Here is a 17,992-nt window from a genome sequence, read left to right as displayed (position 1 = left end):
CAATCCCGATCGGATCAGACGCCCGTCAGGCGTTCCGCTTCTCGAGTCGCATCCGTTCGATGATATGCCGGCCGGACCCTTCGACATGGCGGGCGATCGCCCGTGAGGCGCCGTCGGCGTCCTGCGCCTTGATGCAGGCGATGAGCTCGCGGTGCTCGTCCAGGACGTTCGACTGCCGGCTGAGCGAGGTCTGGAAACCGCGGCTGATGGCCCAGAGAATGTGGCGGTGACGCACCCACAGGTCGACCGCGTGGCGGTTGTAGTGGCGGTCGTACATCAGCCGGTGGAACTGAAGGTCGAGATTGGAGTGCTTCATCTCGTCGCCGAAGTTCAGCGCCTCGATCTCCTCCTGAAGCCGTTCCAGCTCCTCGATATCCGCCTTGGTGACGATGCCGACGAACCAGCGGGTCAGCGCCGGCTCGATCAGGACCTCGATCTCGCAGATGTCGCGAACGAACTCCTCGTCGATGGGACGAACGCGGGCGCCGCGGTTCGGCGTCATGATCACGAAACCTTCGCCGCGCAGCTGCTGCAGCGCCTCGCGCACCGGATTGGTGGACGTGCCCATGCGGCTCGCAAGCTCGGCCACTTTCAGGCGTTCGTTCGCCTTGACGCGCCCGTGAATGATGTCGTCGCGCAGCCTCTCGTAGATCGAGGAGCCGCCGTCCTCCGCCAGATCGTCGCGGTCGGGGACAGCCTGTCTAATGCTGGTAATCGTGCTCATAGGCTTGCTTTTAATGCACTTTCCGCCGTCTTCCAAGAGCAAAACATTTAATTTTGTACATCTAGATTGACAAAGAATGTACGATCTGAAAGTTTTCATCCAACACGAATGCCGTGATGGCACTCGTTCGGGAGGAATCCGGCGGAGACAGCCGGTTAAGAGGAGGAGAGAATATGGGTTACCAGCAGAAGCTGCGTGGCCTCGTCGTGTCGACGGGGTTGCTGACGACCGTGCTCTGGGGAGCGACGCTCCCGGCCTGGGCGGCGGATTACAAGCAGGCGCCGATGCTCGACGAACAGGTGAAGGCCGGCAAGCTGCCCGCGGTCGCCGAGCGTCTTCCGGAACATCCTTACGTGGAAACCATGATCGACGGCGTCGGCAAGTATGGCGGCACGCTGCGCACCACGATTCTGGCCAATGGCGACCAGTACAATCTGACCCGCACGATCGCCAACGAACTGCTCGTCCGCTGGGACCCGAAGTGGCAGAAGGTGATGCCGTCGCTCGCCGAGGAGTTCAAGGCTTCGGAAGATGCGACGACTTACACGTTCAAGCTCCGCAAGGGCCTGAAATGGAGCGACGGCCAGCCGTTCAACGCCGACGACATCATGTTCTGGTACGAAGACGTGTTCATGAACAACGCGCTGTCGCCCGCCAAGAACCCCACCTTCACAGTCGCCGGCAAGCCGGTCAAGGTGACCAAGATCGACGACCTCACCGTCGAGTTCAAGTTCGAGTCGCCCTACGGCCTGTTCATCCAGCAGCTCGCCTACGGCCAGGGTCACCTGCCGGTGATCTATCCCAAGCACTACCTCAAGCAGTTCCACGAGAAGTACAACAAGGACGGTATTCCGGCTTTGCTGAAGGCCAATCCGGCCGCCGGCGACTGGGTGGCGCTGTTCAATTCCAAGGTCTCGCTGACCTTCCAGCCGCCGTTCTGGCAGAACCTCGCCCTGCCGACGCTGAACCCGTGGATCCTGACGGTTCCCTACGCCGACAGCGAACGCGTCGTCGCGAGCCGCAATCCCTATTACTGGAAAGTCGATACGGCCGGAAACCAGCTGCCCTATATCGACGGCATCACCTGGGCGAAGCTCGACGACCCGCAGCTGATGGCGCTGAAGATGACCTCGGGCGAGTTCGATTTCGCCTTCCGCCACATCAACAATTCGACCTTCAAGTCGGTACTCTTCGACGGTCAGCAGACGGGCAATTACAAGTTCGTCGACGTCAAGGACCTGCCGGCCAACGACGCGGTCATCCTCCTGAACCTGAACTCCACCGATCCGGTGAAGCGCAAGATCTTCCAGAACAAGGATTTCCGTATCGCTCTCAGCCGCGCCATCAACAGGCAGGAGATCATCGATCTCGTTTATGTCGGGCAGGGGGCTCCGGCGCAGGTTGCCGTCCAGCCCGAGCACGAGCTTTTCAACGAGCGCGAGGCGAAGCAGTATACCGAGTTCGATCCCAAGGCATCAGTGGCGAGCCTCGACAAGATCATGCCGAAGAAGGATGCCGAGGGCTTCCGGCTCGACGAGACCGGCAAGCGCTTCACCATCAACTTCATGGTCGCCGACGTCTTCGGCCTGTCTTATCCCGACGTGATGCAGATGGTGCAGAAATACGCCAAGGAGGTCGGCATCGACATCCAGCTGCGCACCACGGACCGCGCCCGCCTCAACACCATGTGGGCGGCCAATGAGCAGGACGCCTATATCTGGAACTGCGTCGGCGGGCTTTCGGAAGTCTATACCGATCCGCGCTGCTACATGCCCTTCCAGAAGGCCGACATCTTCTTCGCGATGAAGTGGAGCGAATGGTATTCGAACCACGCGACGGGCGAGGAACCGCCGGAAAACATCAAGGCGCTGATGGCCGCCTACGACAAGGTCAATGCTGCCGTGACCGACGACGACCGTCGCCAGAAGATGAAGGACTTCCTCAATCAGTCTGCCGACAACTTCCTCAACATCGGTATCTCGCGCCCCATGCCGAAATACATGATGACGTCGAAGAACTTGAAGAATGTCGTCAACGGCATTCCGATCACCGGCAACCTCTGGCACCCGGCGCCGACGCTGACCCAGTGGTATTTCGACAAGCCGGCAAAATAGGGCCGACCAAGTAAGGGCCATCAGGCTCCTCCCGAGGCCGGTGGCGGCTTGAACGCTGCCGCCGGCATCCCTTCGATCCAAATCGAACGGTCAGTTCCATGCTCCGTTACATTCTCAAGCGGCTGGTGTTCGCGATCCCGACACTGTTTGCCGTCTCCATCATCGCCTTCATCATCATCCAGCTGCCGCCGGGCGACTATCTGACGACGCTGATGGCCGACTGGGCAAGCCAGGGCGGCGCGGTGGAAGCCGGCACGGTCGCGGCGATGCGCGAGCGCTACGGCCTCGATCAGCCGATCTATTTCCAATATTACAAATGGATCTGGGGCATCCTGACCGCCGGCGATTTCGGCATCTCGTTCGAACTCGGCAAGCCGGTGACGGAACTGATCTGGAACCGCCTCGGCTTCTCGCTGCTGCTGTCGCTGCTGACGCTCTGCTTCGTCTGGGCGATCGCCATCCCGATCGGCATCCTGTCGGCGGTGCGGCAATATTCGATCTCCGACTACACGGCGACCTTCCTTGCCTTCTTCTTCCTCGCGGTGCCGGACTTCCTGATGGCGCTGTCGGCCATGTACGTCATGTCCGCCTGGTTCGGCCAAAGCGTCGGCGGTCTCTTTTCGCCTGACTATGTGGATGCCGGCTGGAGCTTTGGAAAGCTCGTCGATTTCGCCAGGCACGTCTGGCTGCCGGTCGTGGTCATCGGCCTCGGTTCATTAGCAGCCTTGGTGCGCATCATGCGCGCCAACCTGCTCGACGAACTGTCCAAACCCTATGTCACCACGGCGCGCGCGAAGGGCATGTCCGAGCTGGAGCTGCTGATCCGCTACCCGGTGCGACTTGCGCTCAACCCGCTGATCTCGACGCTCGGCTGGATCCTGCCGGCAGTGATTTCGGGCGAGATCATCGTCTCGGTCGTCATGAGCCTGCCGACCACCGGGCCGCTGCTGCTCCGGGCGTTGCTCGCCCAGGACATGTATCTCGCCGGCTCACTCATCCTGCTGATCTCGGTGCTCACCATCATCGGCACGCTGATTTCGGACATCCTGCTCGCTCTCACCGACCCGCGGATCCGTTTCCAATGACAGATATCACCAGCCTCCCGCCGGAAACCGGCCCGTCGTTCAACCTCTCCGGCAAGGACATTGCCGTCGCCGGCCAGTGGCGCCTGTTCTGGCTCAAGTTCAAGAAGCACAGGATCGCGCTCGCGAGCCTCGTCGTGATCGTCTTCATGTATCTCGTCGCGGCATTCGCGGATTTCATCGCGCCCGTCGATCCCAACGCCACCAATGCGCGCTTCACCTACGCGCCGCCGCAGGGCCTGTCGCTGCTGCTCGACGGTTCGTTCCGGCCGCATGTGTACCAGCTGAAGATGACGCTTAACACCGAATCCATGCGCCGCGAATTCGTGGCCGATCCCACCAAACCGGTCTCGGTGGGCTTCTTCGTGAAGGCGCCGCAGCCCTATTATCTGCTCGGCCTTATCCCGATGCAGACCAAGCTTTTCGGCCTCACCAATCCGCAGGTCGGCGACAGCCTCTATATCTTTGGCGCTGACCGGCTCGGCCGCGACATCTTCAGCCGTGTCGTCCACGGCGCCCAGATCTCGCTGTCGATCGGGCTTGTTGGCGTGTTCATGAGCCTGATCCTCGGGGTGACGATCGGCGGCATTTCCGGTTTCTTCGGCGGCTGGGTCGATCTCGCCATCCAGCGCTTCATCGAGCTCTTGCGCTCGATCCCGACCATCCCGCTCTGGATGGGACTGGCCGCCGCGATCCCCGTCGGCTGGCCGCCGCTCAGGACCTATTTCGTCATCACCCTGATCGTCTCGCTGATCGGCTGGACGAGCCTCGCCCGCGAAGTGCGCGGCAAGTTCCTGTCGCTGCGCAGCGAGGATTTCGTCATCGCCGCGCGCCTCGACGGCATGAGCGAGATCGGCATCATCTTCAATCACCTGGTCCCGTCGTTCATGAGCCATATCATCGCGACGCTGACGCTGGCGATCCCGTCGATGATTCTGGCCGAGACGGCGCTATCCTTCCTCGGCATCGGCCTGCAGCCGCCGATCATCTCTTGGGGCGTGCTGCTGCAGGAGGCGCAGAACATCCGCGCCGTCGCCCAGGCGCCGTGGCTGCTGTTCACGCCGGCCGCCGCGATCGTCATCTCGGTCCTGTCCCTCAACTTCCTCGGCGACGGTCTCCGCGATGCCGCTGACCCCTATGAGTCCGTGTCATGAACATGAGCCCCAACACGTCACAAGAAACGATCCTCAAGGTCGAGGACCTCAAGACCTACTTCCCGATGCGCACCGGCATCTTCAAGGCGGTCGATGGCGTCTCGTTCGAACTGAAGCGCGGCAAGACGCTCTGTGTCGTCGGCGAGAGCGGTTCCGGCAAGTCGGTGACCGCCCGCTCGATCCTGCAGATCGTCGACCGGCCCGGCCGTATCGAAGGCGGCTCGATCCTGCTCACCCGCGCAGACGGTTCGGTGACCGATCTCGCGAAGCTTGACCCGCGCGGCAAGGACATCCGCTCGGTGCGCGGCAAGGAGATCGCCATGATCTTCCAGGAGCCGATGAGCTCGCTCTCGCCGGTCCACCGTATCGGCACCCAGATCGGCGAGGCGCTGCGCATCCATTTCGGCATTCGCGGCAACGAGCAGCGCGAACGCGTGCTGGAGCTGCTGCGCCAGGTGGAAATCCCGCGCCCGGAAACCGCGATCGACCGCTACACGTTCGAGTTCTCCGGCGGCATGCGTCAGCGGGTGATGATCGCGATGGCGCTCGCCTGCAATCCGCAGGTTTTGATCGCCGACGAGCCGACAACCGCGCTCGACGTGACCACCCAGGCTGAAATCCTCGACTTGATCAAGAAGCTGCAGCAGAGCCATGGCATGGCCGTGCTGTTCATCACCCATGACATGGGCGTGGTAGCAGAGATCGCCGACGAAGTGCTGGTCATGTATCGCGGCAAGGTGATGGAACGCGGGCCGGTGGAACAGATCTTCCACGCCCCGCAGGACGATTATACGCGCCGGCTGATCGGCTCGGTCGTCAAGCTAGAGAAGAAGGCGGAGGTCCGTCTGACGCGCGCGCCGATCGCCGCCGAAGCGGCGCCGCTTCTCGACGTCAAGAACCTGTCGCTGACCTTTCCTTCGGGACTCAAGGCGGTCGACGACGTGTCGCTGGTTGTGCGGCCGGGAGAGACGCTCGGCATCGTCGGCGAGAGCGGTTCCGGCAAGACCACCATGGGCCGCTGCCTGCTGCGCATCTACGATCCGCAGGCCGGCGCCATCGATTTCCGTCGCCCGGATGGCCATACGGTCGATATCCGCACCGCCGACAAGGCGGAGCTGAAAGATATCCGACGCGAGGTGCGGATGATCTTCCAGGATCCGGTAGGCTCGCTCAGCCCCCGCAAGAATGTCGGCCAGATCATTGCCGAACCGCTGAAGCTTGCCGGCGTGAAGGGCAGGGAGCTCGAGGACCGGGTCTCCGAACTGATGGTGCAGGTGGGCCTCGAGCCTGCCTGGCGCGAGCGTTATCCGCACGCCTTTTCAGGCGGCCAGCGCCAGCGCATCGGCATTGCCCGGGCGATCGCGGTCAAGCCGCGCCTGATCGTTGCCGACGAGGCGACCTCGGCGCTCGACGTGTCGTTGCGCTCGCAGATGCTCGACCTGATGATGAAGCTGCAGGATGAACTGGGTCTCTCCTACGTGTTCATCTCCCACGACATGTCGGTGATCCGCTACATGTGCGACCGCGTCGCGGTCATGTATCGCGGCAGGATCGTCGAGACGGGCGATACCGACCAGGTCGTCAACCACCCGCAGCACGACTACACCCGCGCGCTGCTCTCGGCCATTCCCCATCCCGATCCGCGCGAACGGCGCATCCACAAGCGGTTCCGTTACGATCCGGCCCGCACAGTTTCAGCCAACGGATAAATCGATGAAAATTACCGACGTCAAAATCATTGTCTGCTCGCCGGGCCGCAACTTCGTCACCGTCAAAATTTTTACCGACGAGGGCCTGACCGGGGTCGGCGATGCGACGCTGAACGGCCGCGAAAAGGCGGTCGTCGCCTATCTGGAGGAGCACCTGGCGCCGCTTCTGATCGGCCGCGATCCGAGCCGCATCGAGGATATCTGGCAGTATTTCTACAAGGGCGCCTATTGGCGTCGCGGCCCGGTGACCATGGCGGCGATCGCCGGCATCGACACCGCGCTCTGGGATATCAAGGCCAAGGCCGCCAACATGCCGCTCTACCAGCTTCTCGGCGGTGCGAGCCGCGAGAAGGTGCTCTGCTACACCCATGCCCAGGGCACGGATATAGCCGAAGCCGTCGCAGCGGTCGGTAAGCGCATTGAGCAGGGTTACAAGGCGATCCGCGTGCAGGTCGGCATTCCCGGCCTGCCGGATGTCTACGGCACCGGCAAGAAATCGGTCACCAACAACGCTGCCGACGATGCGTTTCCGCATGAGGAAACCTGGTCGACCTCCAAATATCTCCGCTACATTCCCGAACTGTTCAAGGCAGTGCGCGAGGCGCATGGCTGGGATATTGAGCTTTTGCATGACAGCCATCACCGCCTGACTCCGATCGAAGCGGCCCGGCTTGGCAAGGATCTCGAATTCGCGCGTCTCTTTTGGCTGGAGGATACCGTCGCTGCCGAGCATCAGGAAAGTTTCCGCCTGATCCGCAAGCACACCACGACGCCGCTCGCCGTCGGCGAGGTGTTCAACACGATCTGGGATGCGCGGCTTTTGATGGAAGAGCAGCTCATCGACTATATCCGCACCACGACCGTGCATGCCGGCGGCGTCACCGCGCAGCGGCGGATCATGGATTTCGCGAGCGTCTATAACGTCCGCACCGCCTGCCACGGCGCCATGGACATGTCGCCGATCTGCCTTGGCGCCAACCTGCATCTCGATCTCTGGGTCCCGAATTTCGGCATCCAGGAATATTCCGGCTACCTGCCGGAAATCCTCGACGTCTTCCCGAGCGCCTGGAGCCTCAAGGACGGTTACCTGCATCCGGGCGAGGCGATCGGCCATGGCGTCGATATCGACGAGAAGCTTGCGGAAAAATATCAATACCAGCGCGCCTACCTGCCGGTGAACCGTCTTGAGGACGGCACCCTGTGGCACTGGTAATTCAGGAGAAAACGATGAAGATCACAGCGATCAAAAGCTATGCCGTCAAGGTCGGCATCCGCAATCAGCTCCTGGTAAAGGTCGAGACCGACGAGGGGATTTTCGGCTGGGGCGAAAGCGGTCTTTCGGGTCGCGAAAAGGCGGTCGTCGGCGCGCTCGAACATTATGCCGAATTCCTGCGCGGCCGCGATCCGTTCAAGATCGGCGCGCTCTGGCAGGAAATGTACCGCAGCCAGTATTTTGAGGGCGGCCGCGTGTTGCAGGCGGCGATCTCGGCGATCGACATCGCGCTCTACGACATCAAGGGCAAGGCGCTCGGCGTGCCGGTCTACGAATTGCTGGGCGGCAAGCAGCGCGATCGCATCCCGACCTTCGCGACGACGTTTGCCGAGCCCGGCCCGGCCATGGTCGAGCAGGCGCAGATGCTGGTCGAGCACGGCTGGACGGCGATGCGCCTGTCGCCTTCGGGTCATGAACACAAGGACATCTACGAACCGCGCGAGCATATTGCCACGACCGCCAAATGGTGCGTAAAGACTCGCGAGGCTCTGGGCGACGACGTCGTGCTCGGCATCGATTATCATCATCGCCTAAGCGTCGCGGAGGCTGCAAGCTTCTGCCAGAAGATGCCGAAGGGCACGCTCGATTTCCTCGAAGAACCGATCCGCGACGAGTCGCCGAGCTCCTACGAGGCGCTGCGCAGGATGACCGACATTCCCTTCGCGATCGGCGAGGAGTTTTCCTCGAAATGGCAGTTCCAGCCCTATATCGAGCGCGACATCCACCAGTTCAACCGTCTCGACGTCTGCAATGTCGGCGGCCTGACGGAGAGCATGAAGGTCGCTGCCTGGAGCGAGACCCACTACGTCGACATGATGCCGCACAATCCGCTCGGTCCGGTCTGCACCGCGGCAACCATCCATTTCTCGGCGGCGGTTGCCAATTTCTCCTGGCTGGAGACCCGTGCGAGCCCGGCGGAAACTCATCTCGGTTTCGATAACTCGGAATTCTTCCCCGTCCAGCCGCGGCTGGAAGGCGCGTATTATCCCGTCTCGGATGCGCCGGGCCTCGGCGTCGAGGTCAACGAGGAACTGATTGCCAAGCAGAGCTTCGAGTTTTGGGAAGCGCCGCATCTGAAGCGCCGGGACGGCTCGGTCACCAACTGGTGATTCGAGTTTCGGCCCAACCTCTCCGCAGGGCGCGATCCTGGCGTCCCGCGGTAAAGCCGAACCCGGTCCGATCTATTGCGGCGCCCGCGCCGCCTTGGGACAGACGCCGAAGCAACCGCCCTCCATATGGACGAAGGCGACGCCGCCGTCTTCGAAGGCCAGGCGCAGCTGCGCCTCCGTTGCGCGATGGAGGTCGTGCCGGCTGCCTTCGTAATCGCGGATGGTACTGCGCGACACCCCGGACCGGTCGGCAAGATCGGTCTGCGTCCAGTCCAGAAACCCACGGGCGGCGCGACACAAGGCCGGCGTCAAAATTACGTTCTTTGCGGCTTGACCCATCTCACCAAACTGCCCATATTGGTCAATATCTCTCATATATGGCAATTTGGATTCGATTGCTAGATGGAGCACCGCAAGCCCCTTCGGAGGAGGCGCCTGGCGGATGCGGAGCACATAGGAAGGCCGGAGCATTGGGATAACGTCAGGACCATATCTTCTTCTTGTTCTTCTGGTCCTGCCTTTCCTCGGAAGCCTGGTCTCCGTATCTCTGCTGCGAACGCGCTCGCGCGTGCTGCCGTCCTGGGTCGCCGGCGCCACTGCTCTCCTGTCCCTACTAATCATCGCGGCCTTCTATCCGAGTGTCACCAATGGCGGCGTGCTTCGCTTCGAGGGCACGTGGCTGCCGCAGCTTGGCCTGAACTTCACGCTGCGCATGGACGGCTTCGCCTGGCTCTTCTCCATGCTGATCGCCGGCATCGGCTTCCTCGTGGTCGTCTACGCCCGCTACTACATGTCGGAAGACGATCCTGTTCCGCGCTTCTTCTCCTTCCTGCTTGCCTTCATGGGCGCGATGCTCGGCATCGTCATGTCCGGCAACGTCATTCTCCTGTCGGTGTTCTGGGAACTGACCAGCATCTTCTCCTTCCTGCTGATCAGCTACTGGCACAACAATGCCGCCGCGCGCGACGGTGCCCGCATGGCCCTGACGGTCACCGGGATCGGCGGTTTCTGCCTGCTGATCGGACTGCTGCTGCTCGGCAATATCGTCGGCAGCTACGACCTCGACAAGATCCTTGCCGCCGGCGACGTCATCCGCGGCCATTCCCTCTACGTGCCGGCGCTGGTCTTCATCCTGCTCGGCGCCTTGACCAAGAGTGCCCAGTTTCCGTTCCATTTCTGGCTGCCCAATGCCATGGCAGCGCCGACCCCCGTCTCCGCCTTCCTGCATTCGGCGACCATGGTGAAGGCGGGCGTCTTCCTGCTGGTGCGCTTCTGGCCGGTGCTCTCCGGTACCTATGAATGGTTCTACCTGGTCGGTCTGGCCGGCATCATCACCCTGGTGCTTGGCGCCTATTTCGCGATGTTCCAGCAGGACTTGAAGGGCCTGCTCGCCTATTCGACGATCAGCCATCTAGGGCTCATCACCACGCTGCTCAGTCTCGGCAGCCCTCTGGCGACGGTCGCAGCGATCTTCCACATGGTCAACCATGCGACCTTCAAGGCGTCGCTGTTCATGGCCGCCGGCATCATCGACCACGAGACCGGCACGCGCGACATGCGACGATTGAGCGGGCTTTTCCGGTATCTGCCCATCACGGGCACGCTGGCCATGGTGGCGAGTGCCGCCATGGCTGGTGTTCCTCTGCTCAACGGCTTCCTGTCGAAGGAAATGTTCTTCGCCGAGGCGGTCGAAACCCATGCGGATTCCATTCTCGACCGCATCCTGCCCTATGTGGCGACGCTCGCCAGCGCCTTCAGCGTCGCCTATTCGCTGCGCTTCATCCATACCGTCTTCTTCGGTCCGCAGCCGACCGATCTGCCCAAGCCGAAGCCGCATGAGCCGCCGCGCTGGATGCGTTTTCCCATCGACCTTCTTGTCGTCGCCTGCCTGGTCGTCGGCATCATTCCGGCGATTTCGATCGGGCCTTTCCTGCATACCGCCGTCGTCAGCGTGCTAGGCCCGGAGACCCCGGAATACAGCCTTTCCATCTGGCACGGCGTCAACCTGCCGCTGATCATGAGCGCGATTGCGCTGGTCGGCGGCACGCTGCTCTATCTCTCGCTCCGCAAATATCTCGCGACCTGCGAGGACGGCCCGCCGATCCTGCGTAACCTCAAGGGCCAGCGCATCTTCGAGCGCATTCTCGTGGAAGTGTCCTGGCGCTGGGCCCGCACGCTCGAACGGCGCTTCGGCACCCGCAATCTGCAGCCGCAGCTTCGCTGGGTGGTGGCGACCGGTTTTCTGGCGGGGCTGCTGCCGCTCTATCTCTCCGGTTTCGAGACGCGCGAAATCGCCTTTTCCGGCATCGATCCGGCCTTCGCCGCGATCTGGCTGCTCGGCATCTGCCTTGCCTTCGGTACCGCCTATCTCGCCAAATATCATCGCCTGGCGGCCCTCGTCATGCTCGGCGGAGTCGGACTCATCGTCTGCATCACCTTCGTCTGGCTCTCGGCGCCGGATCTGGCGATCACCCAGCTTCTTGTCGAGATCGTCACTACAGTCCTCATCCTTCTCGGCTTGCGCTGGCTGCCGAAGCGGACGGAGGGACTGGCCGAGTCCATCACGTTGCGCGCCCGCTTCCGCCGCTTCCGCGACCTGACGCTTGCCGTCCTCTGCGGCATCGGCATGTCCTTCATCGCCTATGCCGTCATGACCATGCCGGTGCCGGATGCGATCGCCAACTATTTCCTGGAAAACGCCTATTCTCAAGGGGGCGGGCGCAATGTCGTCAACGTCATCCTGGTGGATTTCCGCGGCTTCGATACGCTCGGCGAGATCGCCGTGCTCGGCGTCGTGGCGCTGACGGTCTTCGCGCTGCTTCGCCGTTTCCGTCCGGCCCCCGACAGCATGGACCTGCCGGAGCAGCAGCGCATCCAGAACCGGTTCGACGAGGATCGTCCCGAGCGTTCGGCCGGCGATACGGTGCGCGACTACCTGCTCGTGCCCTCGGTCATCATGACCTGGCTGTTCCCGGTGATCATCACCTTCGCCGTCTATATTTTTATGCGCGGTCACGACATGCCGGGCGGCGGGTTCTCGGCCGGGCTGACGCTGTCGATCGCCTTCTTGCTACAATATCTGGCCGGCGGCACGCGCTGGGCCGAAGATCGTATCCGCATCCTGCCGCTGCGCTGGATGGGGGCGGGGATACTCACCGCGTCGGCCACTGGCATCGGCGCCTGGTTCTTCGGTTATCCGTTCCTGACCTCGCATTTCCAGTATGTCGAACTGCCGCTGATCGGCAAGATGCCGGCCGCCACCGCGCTGCTCTTCGACCTCGGCGTGTTCTCGCTGGTGGTCGGTTCGACGGTCCTCATTCTCGTGGCGCTAGCGCACCAGTCGATCCGCATCAACCGCCTGCGGGCGATCGATGTTGCCAGGACGGAGGAGGGCTGATGGAACTCGTTTTGTCCACGGCGATCGGCGTGATGACGGGTTGTGGGGTCTGGCTCATCCTGCGTCCGCGCACCTATCAGGTCATCGTCGGCCTTTCTCTTCTCTCCTACGCCGTCAATCTCTTCATCTTTGGCGTCGGCGGCGTGAAGACCAATGTCCCGCCGATCCTCGTCGATGGCGTTCCCAATTCGACGCTTGCCGATCCGGTGCCGCAGGCGCTGGTACTGACGGCCATCGTCATCGGGTTTGCGACCACCGCGCTGTTCCTCGTCGTCCTGCTCGCCTCCCGGGGCCTGACCGGCACCGACCATGTCGACGGGAGGAACGAGCCGAAATGACTGGCTGGTCCCACCACCTCATCATCGCGCCGATCCTGGTGCCGCTGGTCGTCGCCGCGCTCCTTCTGTTCTTCGACGAACGGCAGCGCGTCGTAAAGGCGATGATCAGCCTCGCTTCGACGCTGACCCTGGTCGTCGTCTCGCTCGCGCTTCTGCGGATCGAAAGCGGCCCGAACGACTTCGACGGCGTCTATCTTCTCGGAAACTGGGCTGCCCCGTTCGGCATCGTGCTGGTTCTCGATGCGCTGTCGGCGCTGATGTTGCTCCTGACCGCGCTGCTCTCGGTCGCGGCACTGGTCTTCTCGCTCGCCCGCTGGCATGCGGTCGGGGCGCATTTCCACACCATGTTCCAGCTGCTGCTGGTCGGGCTGAACGGCGCCTTCCTGACCGGCGACCTGTTCAACCTCTTCGTTTTCTTCGAGGTGATGCTGGCGGCATCCTACGGCCTGCTGCTGCACGGTTCCGGCCCTTTGCGCGTCAAGGCGGGCATGCACTATATCGCCGTCAACCTGGCCGCAGCACTTCTGTTCCTGATCGGGGTCAGCCTGATCTACGGCACCGCCGGCACGCTCAACATGGCCGATCTTGCCGCCCGCATTCCCGATATCGAGCCGGACCGCCGGATGCTGATGGAGGCGGGAGCCGGCGTGCTCGGCATCGCCTTCCTCATCAAGGCCGGCATGTGGCCGCTCTGCTTCTGGCTGCCGACCGCCTACAGCGCCGCCTCCGCTCCGGTCGCCGGCATCTTCGCCATCATGAGCAAGCTCGGCATCTACATCATCCTGCGGCTGACGATGTTGCTGTTCGGGGAGGGACCGTCCGCCGGCTTCGGCGCCGATGTGCTTCTTTATGGCGGCATCGCCACCATCATCTTCGGTACGATCGGAGTGCTGGCGTCGCAGGCGCTCGGTAGGCTTGCGGGCTTCTCGGTTCTGGTTTCTTCCGGCACCTTGCTGATGGTGCTCGGCATCAATGACGGGGCGATCTCGTCCGGGGCACTGCTCTATCTCGTCAGCTCGACATTGACGATCAGCGCCTTCTTCATGCTGATCGAACTGGTCGAGCGCGGACAGGATGCCGGTGCGATCGTCCTTGCGGTGACCATGGAAGCCTATGGCGACGCGGATGAGGACGAGCCGGAGGAGGGCGACGGCGTCACCATGCCCGGCACGATGGCGATCCTCGGCATCTGCTTTGCCGCCTGCGGCATCCTTTTGTCCGGCCTGCCGCCGCTTTCCGGCTTCATCGCCAAGTTCGCCATGCTATCGGCGATGATGGGCACGGGCGCGATCGGCGTGCCGCCGACGGCGACCGTCTGGGTTCTGGTCATCCTCGTCATCCTCTCCGGCATCGCCGCGCTGATCTCGATGACCCGTGCCGGCATCCGCACCTTCTGGAGTTCGCTCGAGGGAACCGTGCCGCGCGTCCTGGTCATAGAGATCGTGCCGGTAATGTTCCTGCTGTTCCTGACGTTGGCGCTCGCCGTCCAGGCCGGGCCGGCCATGCAGTATATGGATACGACGATCCGCACGCTCAGCAATCCGCGGAATTATATCGATGCGGTCCGCAATGCGGCGGTGGTGCCGGATTATGACGGCGTCTCCTCGTCCAACGCAGGGAGCAAGTGATGCTGCCCTATCCACTGCTCACCCTCTCGCTGATCCTGATGTGGCTGCTGCTCAACGGCTTCACGCCCGGCCATCTCGTGCTTGGCATCCTGGTCGCAGTCTTCGCCTCCTGGGCGATGGCGTCGCTGCGCCCGGACAGGCCGAGGTTTGCCAAATGGTATCTGTTGCCAAAACTGTTCGGGATCGTGCTCTACGACATCGTCAAGTCGAACATCGCGGTCGCGCTGATCATCCTCAAGATCGGCCGGCGCAGCCACAATCCGGGTTTCCTGACGGTCGAACTGGATATCGAGAACCATGTCGCCGTCGCAGTCCTCGCGGTCGTGCTGACAAGCACGCCCGGATCCGCCTGGCTGGAATATGATTCCAACGACAGGACGGTGCTGCTGCATGTCCTCGATCTCGACAACGAGGCGCAGTGGCGCGACATGATCAAGAACAGGTATGAGAAGCTGCTGATGGAGATATTCGCATGAGCGCCATCATTCTCTTCACCGCGGTTTCGATCGCCCAGCTGATGCTGGCGGCGGCGATGGCGATCGCTTCGGTCCGCATGTTCCGCGGCCCGCGGGCGCAGGACCGGATCATCGGCCTCGACACGCTCTATATCAACGCCATGCTGCTTCTGGTGACCTTCGGCATCGGCACGGGCCAGGTGATCTATTTCGAATCAGCGCTTGTCATCGGCATGCTGGGCTTCGTCGCGACCGTGGCGCTCGCGAAATTCCTGATGCGCGGGGAGGTGATCGAATGATCCAGCCTGCAGCCGATATTCCCGTCTGGGCCGCCATCGCGGTCGCATTTTTCCTGCTGGTCGGTTCCGGCCTGGCGCTGATCGGCGCGATCGGCTTCCTGCGCCTGCCCACCTTCTACGAGCGCATTCACGCGCCGACGCTCGGCACCAGCTGGGGGATCGGCGGCGTCATGCTCGCCTCGATGATCTTCTTCACCGTCTCCTCGGGGCGCCTGGTCTTCCACGAAATACTGATCGGGATCTTCGTGACGGTGACCACGCCGATCACCTTCATGTTGCTGGCACGCGCTGCCCTCCACCGTGATCGGGCGGAGGGGAATGGCAACGTTCCCGACAAGCAGAACAAGAGCCAGGTCGCCACCGATGTCTTGGTCGGGAGCGGGTCCCGCGACGTATAGTTCCGCCGAGCCTCCTGCCGGCAATCAAACCTGCAGGCCATTGGCGCCATTACCGCCAGGCCCTCGCGAACGACGCAAGCAGACTATCCGCGTCCGCCAGTTAGGTGGTTCGGAAGAGTTATCCCTCAATTATGCGATCAATTGTGCGGTGCGGCGTTCAGATCGAATATCGATCGGAAGGGTGCCGGCCAAATCATTCGACAAAGCGCAGTTCAGAAATTTCCGTTGGAAGCACGGGAAAATTGCAAGCGCGCTGACTGACTACCGTAAATGGAGTGCCGTGGATATCTCCGGTCCCCAGTTGCGGTGCAATGTCGGTTCTTTTCCTGATGACAGACTCACTGGGCAACAATATACAGTCAATTCAGGACCAACTATCGGACGTCACGGATGAAGATTTGGAAGCCTGACTTGAGCCGCAGCCGTTCCCCGCGCTATATGGCGATCGCCGATGTCATCGAGATGGACCTGAGGAGCGGCAACCTCGTCGTTGGAGACCGGTTGCCACCGCAGCGCGAGCTGGCCAAGGTGCTCGATGTCGATTTCACGACCGTGGCGCGCGGTTATCTGGAAGCGCAGAAGCGTGGCCTCGTCAGTTCGCATGTGGGGCGGGGCACATTCGTGACGGGCGGTGCCGACAAGGAACGCCGAGGTTTCGTCTCCGACGCCGCGCCGGATCCCCGCCGGGCCTCGATCGTCGATTTTTCCATGAACATGCCGCCGGAGCCGGACGATCCGGAACTGATCGCCCGGATGCGGGAAGGGCTCACCGCGGTCGCCACCAACCTCGTGCATTTGCTGCGTTACCAGAGTTTCGGCGGCGCCGGCATGGACAAGGAAGCGGCCGCCCTCTGGCTCAGCCGGCGCGGCCTGGTTCCTCCGCAGGACCGTATTTTCGTCACCCCTGGCGCACATCCGGCGCTGCTGGCGATCCTCGGCACGCTGGCAAAACCGCGCGAGACGGTGCTCTCGGAAAACGTCACCTATCCCGGCATCCGTTCGATTGCCGCCCAGTTGCAATTGAACCTCATCGGCCTGCCGATGGACGACGAAGGCATTCTCCCTGCGGCCTTTGCGGCGGCCTGCGAGAAGAAGAAGCCGAAGGCGCTCTATCTCAACCCTGTCCTGCAGAACCCGATGACGCTGACCGTTTCCGACAGGCGCCGCGAGGAGATCTGTGCGGTGGCGCGCAAGTACAATGTGCCCATCGTGGAGGATGACGCTTACGGCTTTATCCCACTCCACAGTCCCGTACCGCTGGCGGCGATGGCGCCTGATCTGACCTGGTATGTCGGCGGGCTTTCCAAATGCATCGGCGCCGGTCTCAGGCTCGCTTATGTCGTCGCTCCGGATACCAAGGCGGCATGGCCGTTCGTCAGTGCCATGCGCGCCAACAATGTCATGGCATCACCATTGTCAGCGGCGCTCGCTACCCGCTGGATCGAGGACGGCACCGCCGACGGCATCCTGCACTTCATCCGCGCCGAATCTGCGGCCCGCCAGGCGCTTGTCGCGGGCATATTGCGGAAGGGTAGTTATCGCAGCGATCCGAACAGCTTCAACATCTGGCTGCCGCTGACGCACGGTTGGACCCGCTCTACATTCGGCAGCCATATGCGCTCCGCCGGCATCGGCGTGGTGGCAAGCGATGCCTTCACGGTCGATGGCCCGGCTCCTGAAGCGGTGCGCGTATGTCTCGGCGGTCCTATCCAGCGGCCGGCGCTCAAGGCCGCGCTGGAATTCATGGGGCACGCCCTGGAAACCTCGCCCGAAATGGCTGGCTCCTTCTTCTGATCTCCCTCTCTTGTCCGCGACCGTGAACCGGAATGCCTGCGGCATTCTGGCTAATCGACGCATTGAATGCATCAATCTATATAAATGACTGCAATCAATAATCGCTTTGACGGTTTGCTCCAAGGACAATGATCATGGATCATGAATGGCCTCCTCTCCCTCCCATGCAGACCGGCGTCCGCGGGCGTTGCCCGCGCTGCGGCCAGGGACATCTGTTCAACGGTTTCCTGACGCTCAACCCGAAGTGCGAGGCCTGTGGCTTGGACTACTCCTTCGCCGATCCCGCGGACGGCCCGGCTTTTTTTGTGATCTGCTTTGCCTGTGTGCCGAGCGTGCTTCTCGGCGTCTGGCTGGAGGTGCAGTTCCAGCCGGCTTGGTGGGTCCACCTGCTGGTGACGCTGCCGTTCATGTTCCTGACCTGTATCCCGCCGCTTCGGCCGCTCAAAGGCTGGCTGGTGGCGAGTCAGTATTTCTACAAGGCGGAAGAGGGCAAGCTGGTGAGGCGCGCCAGCTAGACC

The 17,992-nt window shown here is 62.4% G+C and carries 16 protein-coding genes; 14 read left to right on the top strand and 2 right to left on the bottom strand.

What is annotated here, in order from left to right; translation table 11 throughout:
- Positions 1-25: 25 nt before the first annotated feature.
- A complete protein-coding gene (locus PMI07_RS29875) occupies positions 26-724 on the bottom strand; it encodes a GntR family transcriptional regulator (RefSeq protein ID WP_007764365.1) in 699 nt (232 codons plus the stop codon).
- Positions 725-897: 173 nt separating this feature from the next.
- On the opposite strand from PMI07_RS29875, the gene PMI07_RS29870 reads away from it, so the two are divergent.
- The 6 genes from PMI07_RS29870 to PMI07_RS29845 all read left to right on the top strand — a co-directional run bounded on the left by PMI07_RS29870 (position 898) and on the right by PMI07_RS29845 (position 9,165).
- The gene (locus PMI07_RS29870) at positions 898-2,838 is read left to right on the top strand and encodes an ABC transporter substrate-binding protein (RefSeq protein WP_024164279.1); all 1,941 of its coding nucleotides are present in this window, start codon (positions 898-900) and stop codon (positions 2,836-2,838) included.
- A 98-nt stretch (positions 2,839-2,936) separates the two neighbouring features.
- The gene (locus tag PMI07_RS29865) at positions 2,937-3,923 is read left to right on the top strand and encodes an ABC transporter permease (RefSeq protein ID WP_007764332.1); all 987 of its coding nucleotides are present in this window, start codon (positions 2,937-2,939) and stop codon (positions 3,921-3,923) included.
- Positions 3,920-5,074, top strand: a complete 1,155-nt coding sequence (locus PMI07_RS29860; protein ID WP_024164278.1) for an ABC transporter permease — start codon at positions 3,920-3,922, stop codon at positions 5,072-5,074. Before PMI07_RS29865 ends, PMI07_RS29860 begins: the two co-directional genes overlap by 4 nt.
- On the top strand, positions 5,071-6,783 hold the full coding sequence (locus tag PMI07_RS29855; protein WP_007759118.1) for an ABC transporter ATP-binding protein: 1,713 nt from the start codon (positions 5,071-5,073) through the stop codon (positions 6,781-6,783). The genes PMI07_RS29860 and PMI07_RS29855 overlap by 4 nt, the downstream gene beginning before the upstream one ends.
- Before the next feature lie 4 nt (positions 6,784-6,787).
- Entirely contained in the window at positions 6,788-7,996 is a 1,209-nt protein-coding gene (gene manD / locus PMI07_RS29850) for a D-mannonate dehydratase ManD (RefSeq protein ID WP_007759116.1), read from the top strand.
- Between the two features lie 14 nt (positions 7,997-8,010).
- On the top strand, positions 8,011-9,165 hold the full coding sequence (locus PMI07_RS29845; RefSeq protein WP_007759113.1) for a mandelate racemase/muconate lactonizing enzyme family protein: 1,155 nt from the start codon (positions 8,011-8,013) through the stop codon (positions 9,163-9,165).
- A 72-nt stretch (positions 9,166-9,237) separates the two neighbouring features.
- Here PMI07_RS29845 and PMI07_RS29840 read toward each other — a convergent pair whose 3' ends face one another.
- Entirely contained in the window at positions 9,238-9,549 is a 312-nt protein-coding gene (locus tag PMI07_RS29840; RefSeq protein ID WP_037088714.1) for a helix-turn-helix transcriptional regulator, read from the bottom strand.
- A 91-nt stretch (positions 9,550-9,640) separates the two neighbouring features.
- On the opposite strand from PMI07_RS29840, the gene PMI07_RS29835 reads away from it, so the two are divergent.
- The 8 genes from PMI07_RS29835 to PMI07_RS29800 all read left to right on the top strand — a co-directional run bounded on the left by PMI07_RS29835 (position 9,641) and on the right by PMI07_RS29800 (position 17,989).
- On the top strand, positions 9,641-12,562 hold the full coding sequence (locus PMI07_RS29835) for a monovalent cation/H+ antiporter subunit A (protein ID WP_037088621.1): 2,922 nt from the start codon (positions 9,641-9,643) through the stop codon (positions 12,560-12,562).
- Positions 12,562-12,900 carry a Na+/H+ antiporter subunit C gene (locus PMI07_RS29830; RefSeq protein ID WP_007759109.1) on the top strand — a complete coding sequence of 113 codons (339 nt, stop codon included), beginning with the start codon at positions 12,562-12,564 and terminating at the stop codon, positions 12,898-12,900. The genes PMI07_RS29835 and PMI07_RS29830 overlap by 1 nt, the downstream gene beginning before the upstream one ends.
- The gene (locus PMI07_RS29825) at positions 12,897-14,528 is read left to right on the top strand and encodes a monovalent cation/H+ antiporter subunit D (protein WP_007759100.1); all 1,632 of its coding nucleotides are present in this window, start codon (positions 12,897-12,899) and stop codon (positions 14,526-14,528) included. The genes PMI07_RS29830 and PMI07_RS29825 overlap by 4 nt, the downstream gene beginning before the upstream one ends.
- Positions 14,528-15,004 (top strand): Na+/H+ antiporter subunit E, encoded by a 477-nt coding sequence (locus tag PMI07_RS29820; RefSeq protein WP_007759099.1) that lies wholly within the window; start codon positions 14,528-14,530, stop codon positions 15,002-15,004. Before PMI07_RS29825 ends, PMI07_RS29820 begins: the two co-directional genes overlap by 1 nt.
- A complete protein-coding gene (locus PMI07_RS29815; protein ID WP_007759098.1) occupies positions 15,001-15,282 on the top strand; it encodes a K+/H+ antiporter subunit F in 282 nt (93 codons plus the stop codon). Before PMI07_RS29820 ends, PMI07_RS29815 begins: the two co-directional genes overlap by 4 nt.
- Positions 15,279-15,680, top strand: coding sequence for a monovalent cation/H(+) antiporter subunit G (gene mnhG / locus PMI07_RS29810; protein WP_007759097.1), 402 nt, complete (start codon positions 15,279-15,281; stop codon positions 15,678-15,680). The genes PMI07_RS29815 and mnhG overlap by 4 nt, the downstream gene beginning before the upstream one ends.
- Before the next feature lie 390 nt (positions 15,681-16,070).
- A complete protein-coding gene (locus PMI07_RS29805) occupies positions 16,071-17,474 on the top strand; it encodes a PLP-dependent aminotransferase family protein (protein ID WP_007759096.1) in 1,404 nt (467 codons plus the stop codon).
- A gap of 128 nt (positions 17,475-17,602) precedes the next feature.
- Positions 17,603-17,989, top strand: a complete 387-nt coding sequence (locus tag PMI07_RS29800) for a DUF983 domain-containing protein (protein WP_245277250.1) — start codon at positions 17,603-17,605, stop codon at positions 17,987-17,989.
- The last annotated feature ends 3 nt before the right edge of the window (positions 17,990-17,992 follow it).

Origin of the sequence: Rhizobium sp. CF080, from assembly GCF_000282095.2 — a bacterium.
GTDB lineage: Bacteria > Pseudomonadota > Alphaproteobacteria > Rhizobiales > Rhizobiaceae > Neorhizobium.
This window is presented reverse-complemented; position numbering and strand designations above follow the sequence as displayed.